The 20,566-nt window shown below is 38.8% G+C and carries 21 protein-coding genes; 3 read left to right on the plus strand and 18 right to left on the minus strand.

The window, feature by feature from the left end:
* Nucleotides 1-82 precede the first annotated feature (82 nt).
* The 4 genes from AB986_RS04115 to AB986_RS04130 form a co-directional block, all read right to left on the minus strand.
* Nucleotides 83-919 (minus strand): phytoene/squalene synthase family protein, encoded by an 837-nt coding sequence (locus AB986_RS04115; protein ID WP_048309608.1) that lies wholly within the window; start codon nt 917-919, stop codon nt 83-85.
* Between the two features lie 7 nt (nt 920-926).
* Complete coding sequence (locus AB986_RS04120) at nt 927-2,363, minus strand: phytoene desaturase family protein (RefSeq protein ID WP_048309610.1); 1,437 nt, start codon at nt 2,361-2,363, stop codon at nt 927-929.
* On the minus strand, nt 2,360-3,862 hold the full coding sequence (locus AB986_RS04125) for a phytoene desaturase family protein (RefSeq protein ID WP_048309611.1): 1,503 nt from the start codon (nt 3,860-3,862) through the stop codon (nt 2,360-2,362). Before AB986_RS04125 ends, AB986_RS04120 begins: the two co-directional genes overlap by 4 nt.
* Before the next feature lie 113 nt (nt 3,863-3,975).
* The gene (locus tag AB986_RS04130; protein WP_048309612.1) at nt 3,976-4,491 is read right to left on the minus strand and encodes a metallophosphoesterase family protein; all 516 of its coding nucleotides are present in this window, start codon (nt 4,489-4,491) and stop codon (nt 3,976-3,978) included.
* A 31-nt stretch (nt 4,492-4,522) separates the two neighbouring features.
* Between AB986_RS04130 and AB986_RS04135 the strand changes: the two genes are divergently transcribed.
* Entirely contained in the window at nt 4,523-5,023 is a 501-nt protein-coding gene (locus AB986_RS04135; RefSeq protein WP_048309613.1) for a L,D-transpeptidase family protein, read from the plus strand.
* Nucleotides 5,024-5,077: 54 nt separating this feature from the next.
* Here AB986_RS04135 and AB986_RS04140 read toward each other — a convergent pair whose 3' ends face one another.
* The 11 genes from AB986_RS04140 to AB986_RS04190 all read right to left on the minus strand — a co-directional run bounded on the left by AB986_RS04140 (nt 5,078) and on the right by AB986_RS04190 (nt 16,993).
* Nucleotides 5,078-5,860, minus strand: a complete 783-nt coding sequence (locus tag AB986_RS04140; RefSeq protein ID WP_048309614.1) for a serine hydrolase — start codon at nt 5,858-5,860, stop codon at nt 5,078-5,080.
* Nucleotides 5,860-6,768, minus strand: a complete 909-nt coding sequence (locus tag AB986_RS04145; protein WP_048310851.1) for a C40 family peptidase — start codon at nt 6,766-6,768, stop codon at nt 5,860-5,862. The genes AB986_RS04140 and AB986_RS04145 overlap by 1 nt, the downstream gene beginning before the upstream one ends.
* Before the next feature lie 232 nt (nt 6,769-7,000).
* Nucleotides 7,001-8,626, minus strand: coding sequence for a peptide ABC transporter substrate-binding protein (locus AB986_RS04150; protein WP_048309615.1), 1,626 nt, complete (start codon nt 8,624-8,626; stop codon nt 7,001-7,003).
* Nucleotides 8,627-8,664: 38 nt separating this feature from the next.
* A complete protein-coding gene (locus tag AB986_RS04155) occupies nt 8,665-9,612 on the minus strand; it encodes an ABC transporter permease (RefSeq protein WP_048309616.1) in 948 nt (315 codons plus the stop codon).
* 1 nt (nt 9,613) lies between these two features.
* Nucleotides 9,614-10,543, minus strand: coding sequence for an ABC transporter permease (locus AB986_RS04160; RefSeq protein WP_152670920.1), 930 nt, complete (start codon nt 10,541-10,543; stop codon nt 9,614-9,616).
* A 15-nt stretch (nt 10,544-10,558) separates the two neighbouring features.
* Nucleotides 10,559-11,380, minus strand: coding sequence for a M55 family metallopeptidase (locus AB986_RS04165; protein WP_048309618.1), 822 nt, complete (start codon nt 11,378-11,380; stop codon nt 10,559-10,561).
* A 242-nt stretch (nt 11,381-11,622) separates the two neighbouring features.
* A complete protein-coding gene (locus AB986_RS04170) occupies nt 11,623-12,348 on the minus strand; it encodes a DUF421 domain-containing protein (RefSeq protein WP_048309619.1) in 726 nt (241 codons plus the stop codon).
* A gap of 248 nt (nt 12,349-12,596) precedes the next feature.
* Nucleotides 12,597-13,373, minus strand: a complete 777-nt coding sequence (locus tag AB986_RS04175; RefSeq protein ID WP_048309620.1) for a class I SAM-dependent methyltransferase — start codon at nt 13,371-13,373, stop codon at nt 12,597-12,599.
* Nucleotides 13,374-13,526: 153 nt separating this feature from the next.
* Nucleotides 13,527-13,922 carry a VOC family protein gene (locus AB986_RS04180; protein ID WP_048309621.1) on the minus strand — a complete coding sequence of 132 codons (396 nt, stop codon included), beginning with the start codon at nt 13,920-13,922 and terminating at the stop codon, nt 13,527-13,529.
* 288 nt (nt 13,923-14,210) lie between these two features.
* Nucleotides 14,211-16,091, minus strand: a complete 1,881-nt coding sequence (locus tag AB986_RS04185; RefSeq protein WP_048309622.1) for an ABC-F family ATP-binding cassette domain-containing protein — start codon at nt 16,089-16,091, stop codon at nt 14,211-14,213.
* A gap of 470 nt (nt 16,092-16,561) precedes the next feature.
* A complete protein-coding gene (locus tag AB986_RS04190; protein ID WP_048309623.1) occupies nt 16,562-16,993 on the minus strand; it encodes a DUF2203 domain-containing protein in 432 nt (143 codons plus the stop codon).
* Between the two features lie 158 nt (nt 16,994-17,151).
* Between AB986_RS04190 and AB986_RS04195 the strand changes: the two genes are divergently transcribed.
* Entirely contained in the window at nt 17,152-17,472 is a 321-nt protein-coding gene (locus AB986_RS04195) for a 2Fe-2S iron-sulfur cluster-binding protein (protein WP_048309624.1), read from the plus strand.
* A 46-nt stretch (nt 17,473-17,518) separates the two neighbouring features.
* Here AB986_RS04195 and AB986_RS04200 read toward each other — a convergent pair whose 3' ends face one another.
* Nucleotides 17,519-18,190: a GntR family transcriptional regulator gene (locus tag AB986_RS04200; protein ID WP_048309625.1), complete on the minus strand. Its 672-nt coding sequence runs from the start codon at nt 18,188-18,190 to the stop codon at nt 17,519-17,521.
* 155 nt (nt 18,191-18,345) lie between these two features.
* Here AB986_RS04200 and AB986_RS04205 point away from each other — a divergent pair, with 155 nt between their 5' ends.
* Nucleotides 18,346-19,179 carry a YitT family protein gene (locus tag AB986_RS04205; RefSeq protein ID WP_048309626.1) on the plus strand — a complete coding sequence of 278 codons (834 nt, stop codon included), beginning with the start codon at nt 18,346-18,348 and terminating at the stop codon, nt 19,177-19,179.
* 43 nt (nt 19,180-19,222) lie between these two features.
* Here the strand turns inward: AB986_RS04205 and AB986_RS04210 are convergent, their stop codons facing one another.
* Both AB986_RS04210 and AB986_RS04215 read right to left on the minus strand, forming a co-directional pair.
* The gene (locus AB986_RS04210; RefSeq protein WP_048309627.1) at nt 19,223-19,705 is read right to left on the minus strand and encodes a dihydrofolate reductase; all 483 of its coding nucleotides are present in this window, start codon (nt 19,703-19,705) and stop codon (nt 19,223-19,225) included.
* Entirely contained in the window at nt 19,702-20,493 is a 792-nt protein-coding gene (locus AB986_RS04215) for a thymidylate synthase (protein WP_048309628.1), read from the minus strand. The genes AB986_RS04210 and AB986_RS04215 overlap by 4 nt, the downstream gene beginning before the upstream one ends.
* Between the last annotated feature and the right edge of the window lie 73 nt (nt 20,494-20,566).

Here is a 20,566-nt window from a genome sequence, read left to right on the forward strand (position 1 = left end):
AACCATTTTCTCAACAACTTCTTGCCTTATCAGAGTAATAAGCAATAAAAAAGCCTCCTCAATGAAGTGAGGAAGCGATCATTTAGTGACCAGCTATACCAGCCAATAATTCTTCTTTTTCTTTTTCTGTTACAAAGGCACGCTGTTCAAAAATGTTATAGTCTTTCTTGCGGATTGACTTTAGAATCGCCCGATAAAAAACAGCAGAGCTTTTAACAGGTAGACGCGCATCTAACGGATAGTGGTGCATAGCTGAGAAAGCTTTCTCATAATGATCTTCTGCTCTTGAAGCTAGTCTTTCCCAAACTTCAATGAACTCCTTCGTTAAACGATGGTTAAGTAGATCATCGACCATATAACCTGAAGCAATCATTTCATTTATTGGAATATAAATTCGCTGCCTCTCAAGATCTTCTGAAATGTCACGAAGAATGTTCGTGATTTGCATTCCAAGACCAAGAGCAATTGCACTATCCCTCAATTCATCAACCTTTTTGGGAGCAAGGATTGGAAGTAACATTAATCCAACTGTACTTGCGACATGATAGGAATAGTGTTCGAGCTCCTCCATTGTATAATATTCCGTTTTATAGAGATCCATTTCCTGGCCTGCAATCATATCATGAAAAGCTTGTGGTTCCATTGGGAACTTCTGAAATACGTCTTCAAGAGCTAGCCACATTGGATCATTACCTGGTACTTGTCCATTAAGAAAAGAGGCAAATTGAGCGCGAAAGACCGTTAACTGTGCTTCTGGATCTGTGCCTTCATCGACAATGTCATCGACCTGTCTACAAAAACCATAAACAGCCCAAACGGCTTTTCTCTTTATAGGAGGTAAAAAAGAGAAAGCTTTGTAAAATGTTTTAGAATGATGTTTAATAATGGCTTCACAGTGACTATAAGCTTGTTCCAGCATCTTTCGCTCACACCCTTTCGATTTCTTTCACTAGAAGATCTGCTCCCTGAATCACGATCGGTATTCCTCCACCTGGATGAATGGAAGCCCCAACTGCATAAAGATTATCATATTTAAACGGCTTAACCTGAGGTCTAAAAGCACCAGACTGTGTAAGTGTAGGTGCAATCCCGAAGCTTCCGCCCCGATACAGCCCTTCTTTTTCTGCATCACTTGGTGTGCGGATCTCTAACCACTCAATTGATTCTTTTAAATTAGGAAAGCCTCGATCTTCTATTAATTGAATCATTCTGTTGGCTACTTCTTCTTTCTCATTCCAATCAATTGATTCACCTGAAGGGACAGGAACTAATACGTATAGAACTCCCTTCCCTGGTGGAGCTAACGAATCATCAATTCGTGACGGATTAAACGTGTAAACAGCAGGTTGATCAGTCAGTTTCCCACTTTTGAATACATCCTTCATATGTGCTGAAAAATCATCAGTCATAAAAAATTGATGGACATCTGCCTCGTCATAAACGCGATCAAGACCCATGTAAAGTAGTAGACAGCCAGATGAGGCTTTGTATTTCTTTTTAGGAGGTTTTTTACCCTTTATTAATTTGTTAATTAGTGGGAAATCTCCATTGTATACAACTTTGTTGTAATAATGTTCGCCATCTGATGTTCGAATTCCTTTACAGGTGTTGCCTTCAATAAGAAGCTCTTCTACAGCAGAATTCAAATGAACCGTTACATTTTGAATTTTTAGATGCTTTTCTAGAATAGAAACTAAGCTAGCATATCCACCCTTTATATACCAAATCCCATGTTCGTACTCACTAAATGGAACAAGTGAATAAAGAGCAGGTGAAGCGGATGGTTTTCCACCAATATATAGCGTCTGTAGAGAAAAAGCATCTTGCATTCGTTTATGTGTAAAATAATTTCCCACTTGAGACTCAACGGATTGATACGCTTTAAGCTCAAGCAATAGCTTAATGTTAGCTGGGGTGAAAAAGTCTTTCCTATTCACGAAGGACTGTTCCAGAAAGGCCTCTTTTCCTTTAGTAAACCGAACACGCATGTCACTTAAATAGGATAAAAAGTGTTCCTCCTCACCAGGGAAAACACGACTGATTTCGTCAAGCTGTTTGTCAACATCACTTGTTTTTGTAAACGTCGTACCATCCGGGTAGATCATGCGATAAAGTGGATCACAGCGCACCATCTCAACTTCTTCTCTTGGAATTCCTGCTTTATCAAGAAACTCGTAAATCATGTTGGGAAGTAAAACGATGGTGGGACCTTTATCAATTTTGAATCCATCTCGTTCAATGAAAGAAAGTCGACCTCCAAGTGATGTTGCTTTCTCATGAATCGTTACATCGTACCCTTTTTGTGTGAGAAAGAGCGCTGAAAACATTCCGCCAATTCCTCCACCAACTATACCGATACTCATGCTTCTGTCCCCATTAATGAAGGTTGTTCATGCAACATTCTACTAGTTATACGGGCAGATTCCATAATTGTAGGGAGTCCGCTTCCTGGATGTGTTCCCCCTCCAACAAGCCAACAGTTATTCAGCTCTTTAAATTGGTTAGGTGGTCTGAAATACATCATTTGCGGAAGATTATGAGCAAGATTGAACGTAGCTCCCTTGTATACATTCATGTCCATTTCCCAATCGGTAGGCGTATACATTTCTTCAACTTCAATGTGCTCTTCTAAATCCTTAAATTCTGTTCTTCTTTTAATCTGATCCAGAACAAGTCTTCTAAAATCATCTTTGTGCTTCTCCCAATCAATTAAACTAAAATTATTAGGGACTGGTGCTAAAATATAGAGTGCTGATTTGCCCTCTGGTGCAAGTGTTTTATCCGTAACAGAAGCGTTCTGTATATAAATTGATGGATCACCCGAGAGCATTTTCTGCTTCGTAAGCTCTTCCACATTTTTCTTATAATCAGAAGAAAAGACGATGGAGTGATGTGATAAATCATAAGTTTTATCCACTCCTAAATAAAGCATAAAGGCCGAGCATGAATATTTCTTCCGCTCCATTTTTTCTGGGGTGTATTTCTTTACTGCCCCAGATGGAATAAGATGATTCACTGCATGCGCAAAATCAGCGTTAATGATTACTTCATCTGCATAATCTTTGCTTCCATCTTCTAGTTCTACACCTACAACTGTTTTCCCATCAAGTAAAAGCTGTTTCACACCTCTTCCAGTATGAACCTCTCCGCCTTCTTCTTTAATGACCCTTGCCATGGCCTCAGGGATTTGATTAAGTCCTCCAATTGGATGGAAGATTCCATATGCATGCTCCATGTAAGAGAGGATCGTAAAGGCTCCGGGACATTCCCATGGTGACATGCCGAGATACTTCGCTTGGAATGTGAATGAAAGACGAAGGCGTTCATCGTCAAAATAACTAGCTAATCGCTTATAAACACTTTCCGTAACAGTGAGCTTCGGTAACGCTTTTACAAAACGCCATCTCCCATAGTCTAGTAGGGAATCATGTTTGTTCTGTAAAATAGGCATCAATGCTTCAAACTTCTCTTTTTCTTCCTTCATAAAGCGTCGATAGCCTTCTCCATCTCCTGGAAACGTCTTTTCGATCCTTGTTACCATCTCATCTTGATCTCTAGTAGGGTAGAACGATACATCATCGAATTTCAATTCATACATCGGATCAATTTCTACTAAATCAAGATAATCATGGACGTTTCGTCCTGCTTCTTCAAACATTTCTTCAAGAATATGCGGCATATTAAGAAAGGTAGGTCCTCTATCAAATTTATAGCCATTTCGCTCAAATCCTGATGTTCTACCACCAACAAAAGGCTGCTTCTCATAAACAGTAACCGAGTATCCTTTGCTAGCCAACAGCATTGCGGCAGTTAAACCTCCTGGTCCGGCCCCGATTACAATAATTCGTTTTGTTGTTGTCATGACGTTCTTCCCTTCTATCCGCATATGCCACTTCGCACATAAGTTATACAAACATTATACATACTGAGGCTTTTTTGTTCAACAATTAAGGCACAAGCAATATGCCGTGTCCATCATTGGTTCTTTTCAGCAAAGAATATATGCTTAATTTGAATGGGCTCATCCTTATAAATAGTAAGCTTTCCAAAGGAGTAATGAGATTGTCTTCTTTTATCTGTAGGTGATCCAGGATTAAATAGAACGGTTCCTTCATATTCTTTATGGAGTGGAATATGTGAATGACCAAATAGAATCAATTCAACATCTTGATCGCTTAATTGCTCGAATGCCCGCTTCTCCGTTGTCTTACCCTTCCCATGGCCGTGTGTCACACCAATCCGATGCCCAGCAAGATTAAGCACTAGTGTGCTATGAAAGTGATCATGAAAAAAAGGTTCGTCAACGTTACCGTAGACACCTTCCACAGGTGCAAATTGCTTCAATTGCTCATAAACCTCTCTTGTTTGCCAATCGCCAACGTGAATAATGAGCTCAGCATTGCTTAATTCACTAAGCAGACGTTCAGGAAGCTGCTTTGCCATTCGAGGCATATGAGTGTCACCTACAACAATTACCTTCACTTCTTTCATTCCCTTCATCTTACTATTATTTACAGGGGGTATGCACGTGAGACACATTGTGAAACCCGGTGAGACCCTTAGTTCTATATCAGGAGATTATCGCGTTCCTTTATTATCCATCATCCAAGCGAATTCACTTTCTAACCCAAACTTGATTTATCCAGGTCAGCTTATTACAATCCCAGGATACCCAGATCCCTCTACTCTTCCTTACACAATCTATGTATCTCTGAAAAACCGAACTCTTTCACTTCTAAAAAACGGCTCCGTTATTAAGGTATACCCTGTTGGCGTTGGACGTATGCTTCATGAGACTCCATCAGGAAACTTTATCATCATTAACAAAGCTCCAAATCCTGGTGGCCCGTTCGGTACAATGTGGATGAGTATTTCGAAAATCCATTATGGTATCCATGGTACAAATGATCCTTCATCTATTGGTAAGTATGTATCGCGTGGTTGCATCCGAATGCAAAATAGTGATGTAGAAGAGCTGGCAATGACTATTCCAATTGGAACATCCGTTACGATAGGTCAGTAAGACAAAATTCATTCAAAAAAACACCGTCTCACTGACGGTGTTTAATAAAAGGATTTACATGTAGTAATCATATAAAAGACGACCAGCATTCGAAATCGCATCTCTACCGTAACGATTTTCGATCAGTCCTGCAGTTAGAAACGCATAAATAACTGGTCCTTTTGAAGTAAACAATATTCCAGAATCATGTTCCACTCCAGGAAGTTCTCCCGTTTTATGAGCGAGAACGTTGTTTTGTAGTTTAGCTATTTTAGCAGGGAATTTATCTTTCAACTGCTGCTGCATAAGAACAGTGGTACCCCATTCCATTAACGATTCTGACAGAAGATGTGTCGTAACAAGTTCGTTTAGCAATAAGTAGGTATCCTTACCGCTAATCATATTATCTCTTCCATCTTTAAACGCTTCCCGATCCATCATTTTTCTCATAAGCTTTGAATGGTATGCTCCTGCACATTTCATTGTATGATTGATTTCAGCTTCACCTAGTAATTCAATTAGCTGGTTCGTTGCAGTATTATCTGACGAAACGATCATTAGCTTAATAAGGTCCGAAAGTGTCCAATGTAAGTCATTAGAGAGGAAAGAAATTACACCTGCTCCCTCCACCTTATTACTTAACTCAATAGGAATGATGCTATCAAGGCTAAGTTCTCTATTATCTACTTTTTTTAAGGCTGTTATCATAATTGCGAGTTTAATAATGCTAGCTGATGAGACTGGCTGATCTTCATTTAATGCTATCTCTCCATCAGGAGCAAATACATATAGTGATTGATTGCCTTCTAGAGTACGAAAGCAATCAAGAATTCTTTCTGATACTTGACTAAAGTTCATCAACTGTTCCCCCAATATCTACGTACACCACAAAGCTCTTCTTCATAAAGCGTTCCTTTTAGAGGAGTGATTTCAATAAAACGTCCAGTACTCGGAGAATGGATCATTCTACCTTCACCATAATAGATACCGACATGGTGAACAGCCCCCTTACCTTGCTCGTAAGCGAAGAAAAGTAAATCTCCTTTTTCCCACTCTCCATCTTTTATTACCTTCCCACCCTTAAACTGATCATGGGCATCTCTTGGAATGGTGCATCCAATTGCCCTCGCCATATTGTAGCTAAACCCCGAACAGTCATATCCGAATGATGACATGCCGCCCCATAGATAAAGGAGACCAATGAATTGTTCAGCTTCATGTACAAGGTCTTCACCTGTTCCATAAGGCGTCTTAGAAGGACGCAAATTGGCATCATCTTTTTGTACGATGCTTTTTCCGTGTGGAGTCCACACGAGGTAGTCTGATTGACTCTCTTCCATCAATGGTAGAACGGTTTGGAAGCTTAAAGAAAGTTCCGTGTCGCCATTGACTGTGATCATTCTTGCACCGTGTTTGTTAACCGTAATGCTAGAATCGAATTGCTCTGGCACTTGTTCTGATAATTGAACAGTAGGAATCCAACCAGGATAACCACGTTCGTCTTTTGAAGAAGGTTGTGAGGGCACAAGAACATATGACCAATTCCCTCGTTCGTCTAAGATTATGACTTCTTCACCGTACAGAACCTGTGATTGAATATGGTTATCATCGCATAATTCAAGACTCTGTGAGTATGTAAGATTCTCTATCCAGCTTTCAAGCTTTACTGGATTAGTAATCGCTTTTTGATCGATCGGTCGTGCTTTTTCTGGCGAAGTCCATAGTGTTGCTGTTGTAACTGCTATCGTTTTACGAATCAATTCCAATGATAGACCCTCCCAGTACTGCATGTATTTTAAGTAAAATAGGACTTTTGCTCCACCTACAATTCTATCAATGATTTCCTTAGAACTATAGCCCTTTCCTGAGAAAAGAGACAGAGAATATGAAACATTCTCGTATTCATTAACCGAACTTCCTTTATATTGGATTAAATGCCAACATCTGTTTACTAAATCATTGAAAAGAGCCCGTTCTCGAAAGACGGGCTCAGATGACTTATTTAATAGCTGCATCCTTCAATTCCATATAACCTACAGGGTGACGAACAATCCCTGTCACATCTTCATTTTGAAGGTACACCTGATTGTAGAAATGAATTGGGAATATAGGCATCTCTTCAAATAACAATGCTTCAGCCTCGTGCATTAATTCAAACCGCTTAGCTTCATCAGTTTCTTCTTTAGCTTGCTGAATTAAGCTATCGTATTCTTCACTACTCCAACCAGTTCGGTTCATGGAGTGTCCTGTTTGGAAACTTTCAAGGAAATTAATAGGATCTCCATAATCTGCAAGGAACGAGCTACGCGAGAATTGAAGTTTCAGTTGCTTCTGTTCATCAGAGAACACATTCCATTCTTGATTTGCAAGATCGATATTTACACCTAACACTTCTTTATACATTTGCTGAAGCGTCTCAGCTATTTTCTTGTGAGCATCACTTGTATTGTAAGTTAAAGTAACATTAGGGAGTTCATTATATCCTTCTTCTTCCATTCCCTTTTCGAGTAGCTCTTTCGCTTTGTTAGCATCTGTTGTTACAAGATCTCCACCAACTTCTCTAAAATCGCCTCCTGACGCATCTTCAAACCCATATGCGACAAAGCCGTGAGCTGGTTTTTCTTCATTCTTAGTAACAAATTCTACGATTTTCTGTTGGTCAATAGCCATTGCGAAGGCTTTACGAATGTTCTCATTTTGGAAAGGCTCCATATCTAGATTAAAACGGTAGAAATACGTTCCTGATTGATCCTCTACTTGAGCTTGACCATTATCAAACAGCTCTTCACTTAAGTCAGCAGGGACATCAGATGTATGAAGTTCGCCTGTTTTGTACATTTGGTACTCTGTATTCGTATCGTCGACCATTGCCCAGTCAACTTCATCGAGTTTCACATTAGCTACGTCCCAGTAATTCTCGTTTTTACTAAAGACAAATTTAGAATCATGCTCCCATTTCGTAAGCTTGAACGGCCCATTACTTACATACGTATCTGCTTCTGTATGCCATTCAGGATCTGCTTCAACAGTATCTTTATGCACAGGGAAAAATGCTGGGTTTGAAACAAGACTTGGGAAGTAAGGTACAGGACTTTCAAGCTGTACTTCTAACGTTGATTCGTCAACCGCTTTCACCATCATATCTTCTTCAGAACCTTCACCCGTATTAAAGGCTTCAGCTCCTTCAATAAAATAAGCAAGAAAAGCAGCTGGAGATGCTGTATCTGGATTCGCAAGGCGCTTCCACGCGTACTCAAAGTCTTCTGCTGTTACTGGCTCTCCATTAGACCATTTAGCATCTCTAAGATGAAACGTGTACGTTTTGCCATCATCAGATAACTCCCATTCTTTAGCCGCTGCGGGTTGCGGTTGGTCGTCTTGATCTAAACGAGTCATACCTTCCATTAAGTTGTTCAATGCATTCCATGAAACACTATCAAATCCAATAGGCGGATCAAAAGAAGTCGGTTCACTACCGTTGTTAAGTTTCAATACCTTCTTGCTTTCTTCCTTAGACTCATCATTTTCAGAGCCTGAGTTAGAAGAACTGTTTTCCGTTGTTGTACACCCTACAATTCCTAACAAAAGCACAAGTGAAAGTAAAAGTACTACTAGTTTCTTCAAACCAATTCCCCCTTTATGATAATTAATAGACTAAACCACTATCTACGAAGTTTAGGATCCAGTGCATCTTGCAACCCATCTCCTAGAACATTAAACGCAAACATTGTTAATGAAATGAAAAACGCAGGAAAGAATAATCTCCACCAGTGCCCTGATAAAATAACGGATAATCCATCATTAGCCATTACTCCCCAGCTTGCGACAGGAGCCTGGACACCAAGACCTAGAAAGCTTAAAAATGCTTCTGCAAAAATTGCCGTCGGCACGGTTAATGTCATTTGAACTATGATTGGTCCCATTGTATTCGGTAGTAAATTCTTACGAATCACCCGACTAGCACTCGCTCCAAATGTGCGAGATGCGAGAACGTGTTCTGCATTTTTCAATTGAAGCACCTGTCCTCGAACAATTCTCGCCATCCCTACCCAACCAGTTACAGTCAACGCAATAATAATCGTGAATAAACCTGGCCCCATAACGACCATTAATAGGATGACCATGAGTAAGTACGGAAGGCCGTATAGAATCTCAATGATTCTCATCATGAAATGATCTACTCTACCGCCCTTATAACCTGAAAAACCACCATAAGCTACACCTATCAGGAAATCGATAATCGCAGCCATAAAACCAACAAATAATGAAATTCTTGCGCCATTCCATGTTCTTGTAAACATGTCACGCCCAAGGTTATCGGTTCCAAACCAGTGTTCAAACGAAGGAGGTAAATTTCCCTCTGTTAAAACTTGGTGTTCATATGAATAAGGTGTAATCATTGGACCAATGATCGCCATTGTGACAAGTAGAATTAACATAACAAGACCCGACATGGAAAGTTTGTTTCCCGAAAGCCTTAACCAGGCATCCTTCCAGTAAGAAATGCTAGGCTTGGCTATCATTTCAGCATCAGCTGATGATTCACGGAGAGGTACGAATAAATCGTCTGGCGCTTGTATCTTTCCTTCTTTTTGTTCTGGGAGCCCCATCTTAATTCCCCCTCTTATGTAGCTTGATTCTCGGATCTAGTATCCCGTAGACAATATCTACAACAAAAAGCATGAGAATTAAAAAGGCGCTATAAAACACTGTTGTACCCATAATGACAGGATAATCTCTGTCATTGATCCCATTAATGAAGTACTTTCCCATACCTGGTATAGCAAAGATTTTCTCAATAACAAAACTACCAGTGAGAACACCCGCTACAAGCGTTCCAAGGATTGTGATAACAGGAAGTAGCGCATTTCGCATCGCGTGTTTCGTAACAATTTGAAACGTTGTCATACCTTTTGCTCGTGCAGTTAAAATATAGTCTTGGTTAAGTACTTCAATCATGCTCGATCGTGTTAATCGAGCAATAATGGCCATTGGCCCGGTAGCTAAAGCAATTGAAGGCAATATCATGTGAACTGGGCTTGCCCACGTAGCCACCGGGAAAATCTCCCACGTAACAGCGAGCTGCTGAATAAGCAAGGTTGCCATAATGAAGTTTGGAACCGATATACCGATAACAGCGAATGTCATAGCTATGTAATCAATGACCCCATTGTGTTTAAGAGCAGCCAATATACCTAGAATCATTCCAGAAATAACTGCAATCAATAATGAAATCACCCCCAACTCTGCAGAAACAGGAAATCCTCTCCCAATCATTTCGTTCACAGATGTTGATGATTGTTTAATAGAAGGACCAAAATCAAGTGTTGCAAGTGATTTGATATAAATAACATATTGAATAAAGACAGGCTCATCTAAATGATAGTGCGCTTCGAGATTTTGTTGGACCGCTTCACTTGTATTTCTTTCTTGGTTAAATGGTGAACCTGGAACCGCATGCATTAAGAAAAATGTAATGGTCACAATTATCCACAATGTAATCACCATAGCGATCAATCGACTTAATACATATTTCGCCACAGGCATCCCTACTTTCTAGCAAAATGTTGTTCTAGTTGCTAATTCGGTCATAACAAGCATAGCTTGATAGGCTTCTAGCATATCTTTCGCTTGAAACTTGACGACTGTACCTTTTTCAAGTTCAGCTCCAGGCATAATACTTGCCCATTCTGCCTGTCCATAATTTGTAAATTCGATACGAAGAATTGGTTGTTTTGGTGGGATTAATGGCTCTACATTCCGCCTGTTCTCCATCGCTTGCACAGTTTTGTTCTTAAGAAGCTGACCAGTTTTCTCAGGTGATAGAACAAGTGCTGATGATCGAGAAATCGATTCCTTGACTACAGCTGTCGTAACGTTCGGAAGAAGCTCCTTCGCTTCAATTACTGCCCTGTCATCTCCAGCAACTAACCAAACGGGTACGCCAAAATATCCTGCAACATATGCATTCAGACCAAGTTCACCAACTGTTCGATCGTTTATGTAGAAATTCTTTACAGCAAACGTCATTGAGTGCGACATTACACCCGGCTTGGACGCACTTGCATGATAACCAATAAGCCCCATGCCGTCATATGTATAATCCAACCCCTGAACCATTGAAAATGGCTTTACATCTCCTGAAACTAGTTTTGCTTCTGGATGTAACTTCTCAAAAAGCAGATTATTCATTTTGGAATGGCTATCGTTTACAATTACTTCTCTACACCCATGATCAAGTGCAGCTTCAATCACATGATTGGTTTCTTTCGTCATAATCTCTTGACCGCGAAGATAGTTTTGTTTACTAGAATCAACAAACGTATCATCTACTAGACCACTAATTCCTTCCATATCCACTGATAAATAAAACTTCACAAATTGCCCTCCTCCCCTTCTTTTTTCTTAACTTTCTGAACAATTATACCACCATTTACTTGTTTTCTCAAAATATTCTAAAAAATAAATGTAGTTTTATTACATATTACCTATATTTTCTCTCAAAATACCCTCTCCAGAATAGAACTAAATCGGGATAAAAGTACTAACCTTATAACGTCCCACAATAAAAAAGGTCATCAATATGATGACCTTTTTTGATACGAAGCTTATACGATCGTTCAATGGTAAAAAGGAGGAACATTCTTCGTTTTCACCGTGTGCTTTTTGGACATGATGAGTTCATTCTTTGTATTTAGACCTATATAAAAAAAGGAGGAAACATTAGATTCTCCAATTTTCTCTAACTCCGCCATTAGCCAGGCTTCTGATTTATCCATATGGTGTAGCAAGTCTGTCTGAACAATCCCGTCGAGGACAACTGGGAATTCAAATTGATTATCCGATTTATGAATCGATAGGTCTTCACGGATAACGGCCTCTTTATCAGAGTATAATTTCACGCTTAACTTGCCGTTAGCTTCCACAATAGCAAGCTCAACATCCTTTGTATGAAATACACCATCTTCCCTGAGCATCTGTAGAATGTTATCAATCGAGTATTTTATTTGTTTCATATTTTCCTTTAAAAATACACCTTGATATAGAACAACAGTAGGTTCAAACGTAAGTAACTTTCCTACTTTCTGATGTTTTAACTTCAAGTAGATAATTAGTTTTTGTAGAAGGGCAATAATAATCATTGCGACAACCGTATGAAAATGATTAATCTTTGGGTCTGCAATATCCGCACCTACAACAGCTCCGAAAACAAGAATGACTAGGAAATCAAAAACTGGAAGTTCACCGATTGAGCGCTTTCCCATGTAGAGTACGATTGCAAGCATGAGCGGGAGTATGGTTATGATACGGAAAATGACCTTTACGCTATCCATTAATATATCCATGACAAGCACCCCTTTCTTACTTCTCATCATTCCCAAAAGAAACTGTTTCCATTACCTTCCTTTCATGTGGGTAAAAGCTCATTTTTTATAAATCGCTCTTTCGTAGACATTGTTGCTATAAGCGTGGGTTAATTTCCGCTCCAATTAGCGTAGTCAGGTTCTTTTACGAAAATACTTTCAAAAACAACAATCTTTAAGAAAAGACCCTTATAAATAAAAAAAAGCCTTCGTATGAAGGCTTCATCTCTTTATCTTGCTTCTGCTTTAATAAGGAAGCGATGCTGATTTACATCGAAGTACCCTTTTTCTTTTATCATACAATGCACGTTATACAATTCATTCATATACCCTTGTATACTGAAGTCTGGTATTTGCCAGGGGATTGCTTTTAAATAATAAGCTAATGCTCCTATGTCGTAAAAACGCTGTACTGGAAATGCTTCGCTGCTCTCTAATATCTTAAAACCGCTTCCTTCAAGTTCCTCTAAAGCTTTTTCCAAGCACCAATTTTGAAAATCTTCATTTAAAGGATCTTCATTTAAAGGAACCCCTAGCTTGTCATTTATTTGATAACAGTCTGTCCAACCGACCTGCTGAGTAATAATGTTTCCTCCACTCGAACTGATTCTATGAAGTTCTATAGCAGAATACGACTCATGCTGGTTCAAGATCAAATCAAATTGTCCATTATCAAAGGGTAGAATAGCATCATCTACAAACTCAATCACTTTAACCCCAAGGGGTTCAAGTCTCTTTTTAGCAATTGCAACATTCGGTTCGTATCCTTCCGTAGCGTAAACATGATCTGGCAAAGGTCTTAGCAAAGATAGAAACTCACCCCCACCAGTACCCATGTCCAACATGATTTTGGATTGTTGTATCGCTGTTTTCGCAATACTTCCATACGACCATGGAAGTAATTGGGTTTGCATTCTTCCAGTACCTGTTATAAAGGAAAAGTCCCATCCTGTAAAATCATGATCTACGTCTTTAAGATAATCCATGAATTGCGCATCTGTGTCCATTCGAGTACCTCCAATTAGTAGTTTACTTATCCTATTTCGTTTTCTACTACAATATGGAGGCCCCCTAATAAGCGGATAAAGTTGTTATATATCGTGTTCTATTAGGTTCATGAGTACCTCTCCTTTTTGATAAAATGATACTAATTCATATAACTATTTAGCATTTTCGTCTGGTTCATGAACACCAAATATATTTCCTTCGGTATCGAAATAGTATGCTTGCCAAGCCATTCCAGGAAGAGCATATTTAGGCAAGGCTATCTTGCATCCATATTGCAAGATTTTAGCTTCGATTGAATCCAAATCTTCTACACCTATCGTACACGTATAAGCATTAACAGCCTGCTTTAACACTGGAGGTGCACTTTGTCTTTGCATTAGAGCGCCGTTAATGCCTAATTCATTATTATCACCAGTAACAGCACCAAAATATGGCATGCCCGCAAACTCGCTCCAATCCTCAAATTTCCACCCAAAGACTTCGCCGTAAAACTCCTTTGCCCGCGCCATGTCATCAACGTGTATTTCAAAATGAATGACTCTACCCATAATGTCATTTCCTCCTTCATTATTTAATGAGACATGCTTTTATTTAGCTTCCAATACCTATATTCGATTTACTATACTTAAACCCTTTTTCGCGTTTTAATGAAAACAAAAAATGGGTAGCTCATATTGTTGATAGCTCGATTTTTGCCTCATTCGAGTGAAAGGTCACCACAGGGTGTAAATGAGTCAAAATCAATACTTTTCATTAAAATAGCCAAATAAAAAAGCAGTCCATTTTAGGTACACACAAAACCTGCGTACCTAGATTGAACTACTATCTATCACATTCTATTCCATTTTTTCAGAGAGCTCAGACCAGCGCTCAATTTTTTCTTCTAATTCCATCGTCAGAGCTTGCTCTTCTTTATAGAGTTCGTCGACTTTAGCAAAGTCACTTCCGGATTCTGTTATTTGGTTCTTTACCTCTTCAATCCGCTGCTCAATTTTTTCAATGGTTTCTTGAATCGTTTCCCATTCTTTCTTTTCTTTGTAAGACAATTTTGTAGACCGTGTTTTCTCTTGAACAACTTCTTCTTTTACCTGCTTCTTCTCTTCTGCTACAAGTTCTTTCTCTCTTTTGACCACGTCAAGATAGTCAGAATAGTCACCGTAATAATGCTTTATTTCACCGTTACCTTCAAACACAAAGAGCTGCTGTGCTACTTTATCGAGAAAGTACCGGTCATGGGATACTGTGATTACAGCTCCTGGAAACTCTGATAAATAGTCTTCTAATACGGCAAGAGTTTGAACATCAAGATCATTTGTAGGCTCATCAAGAAAAAGAACGTTAGGTTCTTCCATTAAAATGCGCAGTAAATACAAGCGTCGCTTTTCCCCACCAGAAAGTCTTGATATGTAGGTCCACTGTAGATCAGGAGTAAATAGAAACCGTTCAAGCATTTGAGAAGCTGTTATTGTTCCACCTTTACGCAAGCGAATTTCTTCTCCGCCTTCTCGAATATACTCAATCACTCTCTGTGATTCATCAAGTCCTTCATTTTGTTGACTATAGAATCCGGCTTTGACTGTAACACCGATATCAACAGTTCCTGTATCTGGAGCTGTTCTCCCAGCAAGCATATTTAGCAAGGTCGTCTTCCCTGACCCATTCGGACCAATGATTCCGATTCGATCTTGTGGAAGAACAAGGTAACTAAATTCGTCCGTTAATGATTTACCGTTAATTGATTTAGAAATTTTGTCTACTTCAATAACTTTCTTACCAAGTCGACTAGCTCCAAGTTCCATGTCAACATTTCCCTCAGTGCTTTTACCCGGTACTTCTTTCATCTTTTCGATCCGCTGTTTTCTCGCCTTTTGTTTCGTTGTTCGAGCTTTTGCACCTTTTTTCAGCCATTCAAGCTCGCTTTTCAGCAATTTGTTGTGCTTATCTTCTTCTTTCATCTCTCGTTCTTCTCGCATAGCCTTCTGTTCAAGGAAAGTTGCGTAGTTCCCATCGTATTCAAACAACCGACCTTTATCAAGTTCAAAAATTCGGTTCGTTACACGATTCAAGAAATAACGATCATGCGTAACGAGCAGAAGCGTGCCTGAATAGTTAGCAAGGTATTGTTCTAACCATTCGACTGTTGAATTATCTATGTGGTTCGTCGGCTCATCCAGTATTAATAAATCAGCTGGATTAATGAACGCCTTAGCAAGGGCAACCCGTTTTTGCTGGCCCCCTGATAGCTCGTCTACCCTAGCGTCAAACTGATTTAAGCCTAGCTTTGTTAGAATCGTTTTTGCTTGTGTACTGAAATCCCATGCCCCAAGACGATCCATCTCCTCTTGTGCATGGAGTAAGTGATCTTGATAAACTTCCCGCTCTGGATTGTTCATTACATTTTGGAGTGCTTCCTCGTATTGTCTAACTGCATTGAATAGTGGTATATCGCTATCAAAAACCGTTTCAAGAATTGTCTTCTTATCATTAAAAGTAGGGTCTTGTGGCAAATATTCCACATGAAATTGATTGGCATGATAAAGTGTACCACTATCCATCGATTCAATTCCCGCTAGTATTTTAAGCAATGAGGATTTACCAGTTCCATTTACTCCAATTAACCCGATCCGCTGTTTCTCTTCTAAGGAAAAAGATATACCATCAAAAAGCGTCTTTTCTCCGTAAGACTTTGTTATTAATTCAGCTTGAAGTAAGCTCATGACATTCATCCTTTTCTCTCTATAGTCTGCTTTCTATTTTAACTGTTTTGTGAGAAGAAAGGAACTAATCTACAAAGGAGAAAAACGGTATTAGAAAAGAAGCTCTCTAGAGAGCTTCTTCTAATCATGAATTATTCTTTTTCTGTTGCTTGTTTTTCTTGTGTTTCTTGTTATTATTCTGATCTGCTGCAAGCTCACTTGCAAACTCAGTTTCATGCTTATGATTCTGTTTAGGATTTGTCATGATTCTCACCTCCGCTCCTTTCTTAATGTGATCTTTCTTGAAAAAATTTATACTTAATACGGTATGTGAAATTATTTTGGTTTAAACAAAAGGCTATGTTAGCTTATATTGTTGATTTCTCTATTTTTAACTCATTCGAGTGAAACTTCAGTTTCACTCGCCTTTCAGCTCTGCTGATTGGTCACCACAGGGCGTAAATGAGCCAAACAAAAAAGACTGACCTAAGTCAGCCTTCATCGCTTTCTTTCATGAGTTTTTGAATTGGTTCTCTTGTAGAGAATCCACCTTTATGTGAGTGGTAGAAAGAAACTTCTTCCTCCCCTTCTTTCCAACACAACAGCACTTCCTGATCATTAATACGAGCAGGGAAATCTATTAAGCCTGCATCTACATTTTTAATCTCCACACCAAGTGCTTTCAAGTTAAGAATGAACGTTTGAGCTTCCATTTCCATAAATTCCATTCTTGCTTCCTTTTTGAAGATAATATCTTCATCTACTTTCGTCTTATGTCTATATAGGAGGGTTTTTTTATGCTGTTCAATTTGGTCGTAGTGTTCGCTAAATTGGATTTTAAGTCGTTTAAGTGCGGCAAGCTCTCTTTTTAACTCAGGCAACAAATTATTTGCTTCTTCTACGGTAAAATACTTTTTTTCCATCATTATCCTCCTGGTTATTCTTTACTACTACTTCTTTACCCTTACCTCCATTCTTTACACATTATTCGACGATTTTTACATATCGAATTGCACACTATAATGAAAGACCGTTATGATAGACAATGTAAAGGAAATATTTTCTTAAAGGAGGAAGTTCTTTGGCTAAAGTTACAGTACCAGATCACGGAACATTTGAAGTTGCAGAAGGAACAAAGCTTACACTTGCACTAGAAGACAATGGGGTGCAAATTCTTCACCGTTGCGGAGGGAATGCTAAATGCACAACCTGTCGTGTTGAAGTTGTAGACGGGGAATTTGGAGATTTGACTGAGATTGAGCAAGAAGCATTTAAGAAAAAAGGTGTAGAAGATAATCTACGTTTATCCTGTCAAGTTCGTGTAAATGGGGATTGTGAAGTTAAACCAGCGATGACCGTTGAAAGTTCTGGCCTTGATGCTGGCCCAAGACCAGCTGAGTAAGTGAACAAGAAGGAAGCCTCGTCTTCGATAGACTGGCTTCCTTCAATTAAAAAAGCGTCGTAAGCGACTGATAATTCAATTTATCCTGCTCAAGCTTTCTTAAGCTACTATCTAGATGACGAAAAAGTAGTAGTTGAAATTCTTTCTTCTCTTCATTTTCGATATACGTAATCATTTCTTCATGTTCAAGGATATCCTTTTCTTCCTCATCATCTCCATTAAATACATCATATAGGACCATATAGATTGTTATTTGATTTAATATTTCTGCCATGAAATTAATTAAATAGCTGTTTCCACTTGCCTTTGCTATCAAGAGGTGAAAAGCATTGTTTTTTTCTTGATAAATAGCAATCTCACGGTCTTTATAAGCTTTTCTCATTTCTTCTACATATTGATGTAGTTGAGTGATCTCATTTTCTCCAAGATTCGAGAACCCTTTTTGAACAGCCATTTCTTCTAGTGCTTTTCTCATTTCAAAAGCTTGAATCATTTCTTCAATCGTCGGCTGCACAATGAAAGCTCCTTTATTGGGAACAATGTTTACTAACCCCTCTGATTCTAATTTCGTAATTGCACTTCGAATAGGCGTCCTACTCGCGTTAACTTTCTCTGCAATGGCATTCTCAAACAACTGGTTACCAGGTGCAATTTGTCTCTTCATAATCGCATTCTTTATTAAGTGATATACCTTTTGTTCAACTGTTTCTTTTCGCATGTTAATTAACCCGCCCAACCGCTCTTTTTTAGCTATTTTATCATATTTATTTATTATTATATATTCAGTTTGAACAATATTGTAGAACAATCTTGTTCAAACTACTTCACTGTGATATATTATCCTACGTATTCAGAATAGAACGGAGTGATTATATGAATAACACAGGGAAAGAAATTACGCTAATTATTATTGGATCCCTGTTCTTTGCGCTTGGCGTAAACTGGTTTGCTATTCCTAATGAACTTGGTGAGGGCGGCGTTACAGGTATTTCGATGACGCTTTACTACCTTCTAGGATGGTCGCCAGGTATTACGAACTTTGTTATGAATGGTGTTCTATTAGCAATCGGCTATAAGGTTCTAAATAAACGAGTAACGTGGTATACAATGATTGCGATCTTCTTTACGTCCCTTTTTATTCATTTAACAGAAGGCATGGGAAATCCACTCGATATTATGCTAGGAACAGTCTTTGCAGGCGTATTTATCGGAATTGGACTTGGACTAGTCTTGCGCTCAGGTGGAACAACGGGAGGTTCGACTATTATCGCTCGTATGCTAAATCAGCATTTTGGCTGGAGTGTTAGTACATCCATGTTTGTATTCGATATTCTAGTTGTTCTTGGTTCATCTGTCGTTATTGGGATTGAGAATACGATGTATACAGGTATTTCAATCTATATTAGTACGAAAATATTAGATTACTTGATTGACGGTTTCGATACTAGAAAAGCTGTTACAATTATTTCTCAAAACACACTAGCCATCGCTGAAAAAGTAAGTGCTGAAATGGATCGAGGCGTTACGGTTATCAACGCACGAGGTCATTATTCGAATGAAGCAAAAGATATTTTGTATGTTGTCATTAATAAGCAAGAACTATTTCTATTAAAAAAGATGATTCAACAGGTTGATGATAAAGCATTTGTTGTTGTACATGATGTAAGAGACGTATTTGGTGAAGGATTTACATTTCCAAAAACATAAGAAAACCCCAGAGTGATCGATCTCCACACTCTGGGGTTTTTCGTTATTTGCGATCATAGACCACAAAATCAAAAGCGTATTTATTTCTATCGTCACTTGAATGCTTTTCCCTTGATGTTTCTTTCCACTCATCCTTTGAGAATGAAGGGAAATACGTATCTCCTTCAAATGATTCATGAATTTCAGTAATATACAATCGATCAGCGCGAGGTAATAGCTGTTTGTATATTTCTGCTCCTCCTATAACAAACCATTCTTTTTCTTCATTTTGGGTCATTTCATAAAATGCTTCAACCGAATGGAGTGTTGTGACTCCTTCATACTCAAGATCTTTTCTTGTAATCAAATAGTTCTCTCGTCCAGGTAGAGCTTTGCCAATCGATTCAAACGTTTTTCTTCCCATCACAATTGGCTTTCCTGTTGTCATTCTTTTAAAGTATGCAAGGTCAGCAGGGATATGCCATGGTAGATCGTTGTTTTTGCCAATTAAATTCTGTTCATCCATAGCGAGTAGAAATGAAATCATACAGAAACCTCCCCTTTAATGTGTGGGTGAGGATCGTACTCGATTAACTCAAAATCATCGAATGTGAAATCAAAAATCGATTTCACATCTGGATTGATTTTCATCTTTGGAAGAGTACGCGTATCTCGCGTTAGCTGTAGTTGTACTTGTTCAATATGGTTATTGTAGATATGAGCATCACCTAAGGTATGAATGAATTCACCGGGTTCTAAGTCACATACTTGCGCCATCATCATTGTTAGTAACGCGTACGAAGCAATATTGAATGGGACACCAAGGAACACGTCAGCTGAGCGCTGGTATAACTGACAAGAAAGTTTTCCATCTGCCACATAAAATTGAAACAGACAGTGACATGGAGGTAGAGCCATTTCATCGACTTGAGAAGGATTCCAAGCGGTTACGATCATTCTTCTAGAATTAGGATTCGTTTTAATTTGTTCAACAACTTTAGATATTTGATCAACCGTTTCTCCATTTGCACTCCAAGATCGCCACTGATGTCCATAAACCGGACCAAGTTCACCATCTTCATCTGCCCATTCGTTCCAAATTCGCACGCCGTTATCTTGCAGATACTTTACGTTTGTATCTCCCTTTAAGAACCAAAGTAGCTCATGAATGATAGAGCGTAGATGTAATTTCTTTGTTGTTAAAGCCGGAAATCCTTCCTGTAAATCGAATCTCATCTGATGACCAAACACGCTGATTGTACCTGTCCCTGTTCGATCTGATTTCTTGGTTCCATTATGTAGAATTTCTTCGCATAAGTTTAAATAAGTCTTCATCTTACTCCTCCTTCAATTCACTACAAGTTATTGTAACACGAAGAAAGTTTTCATTATAGCACGGATGGAACAT

This window comes from Guptibacillus hwajinpoensis, from assembly GCF_001039475.1.
GTDB lineage: Bacteria > Bacillota > Bacilli > Bacillales > Guptibacillaceae > Guptibacillus > Guptibacillus hwajinpoensis.

Bases quoted from the DNA above. Each gene is read 5' to 3' on its own strand.
- AB986_RS04205 (WP_048309626.1), top strand. From the start codon at position 18,346: ATGAATAACACAGGGAAAGAAATTACGCTAATTATTATTGGATCCCTG.
- AB986_RS04185 (WP_048309622.1), bottom strand. From the start codon at position 16,091: ATGAGCTTACTTCAAGCTGAATTAATAACAAAGTCTTACGGAGAAAAG.
- AB986_RS04175 (WP_048309620.1), bottom strand. From the start codon at position 13,373: ATGGACACAGATGCGCAATTCATGGATTATCTTAAAGACGTAGATCAT.
- AB986_RS04190 (WP_048309623.1), bottom strand. From the start codon at position 16,993: ATGGAAAAAAAGTATTTTACCGTAGAAGAAGCAAATAATTTGTTGCCT.
- AB986_RS04155 (WP_048309616.1), bottom strand. From the start codon at position 9,612: ATGGGGCTCCCAGAACAAAAAGAAGGAAAGATACAAGCGCCAGACGAT.
- AB986_RS04125 (WP_048309611.1), bottom strand. From the start codon at position 3,862: ATGACAACAACAAAACGAATTATTGTAATCGGGGCCGGACCAGGAGGT.
- AB986_RS04120 (WP_048309610.1), bottom strand. From the start codon at position 2,363: ATGAGTATCGGTATAGTTGGTGGAGGAATTGGCGGAATGTTTTCAGCG.
- AB986_RS04135 (WP_048309613.1), top strand. From the start codon at position 4,523: ATGCACGTGAGACACATTGTGAAACCCGGTGAGACCCTTAGTTCTATA.
- AB986_RS04140 (WP_048309614.1), bottom strand. From the start codon at position 5,860: ATGAACTTTAGTCAAGTATCAGAAAGAATTCTTGATTGCTTTCGTACT.
- AB986_RS04215 (WP_048309628.1), bottom strand. From the start codon at position 20,493: ATGAAGACTTATTTAAACTTATGCGAAGAAATTCTACATAATGGAACC.
- AB986_RS04200 (WP_048309625.1), bottom strand. From the start codon at position 18,190: ATGCGAAAAGAAACAGTTGAACAAAAGGTATATCACTTAATAAAGAAT.
- AB986_RS04115 (WP_048309608.1), bottom strand. From the start codon at position 919: ATGCTGGAACAAGCTTATAGTCACTGTGAAGCCATTATTAAACATCAT.
- AB986_RS04170 (WP_048309619.1), bottom strand. From the start codon at position 12,348: ATGGATATATTAATGGATAGCGTAAAGGTCATTTTCCGTATCATAACC.
- AB986_RS04130 (WP_048309612.1), bottom strand. From the start codon at position 4,491: ATGAAAGAAGTGAAGGTAATTGTTGTAGGTGACACTCATATGCCTCGA.
- AB986_RS04210 (WP_048309627.1), bottom strand. From the start codon at position 19,705: ATGATTTCATTTCTACTCGCTATGGATGAACAGAATTTAATTGGCAAA.
- AB986_RS04180 (WP_048309621.1), bottom strand. From the start codon at position 13,922: ATGGGTAGAGTCATTCATTTTGAAATACACGTTGATGACATGGCGCGG.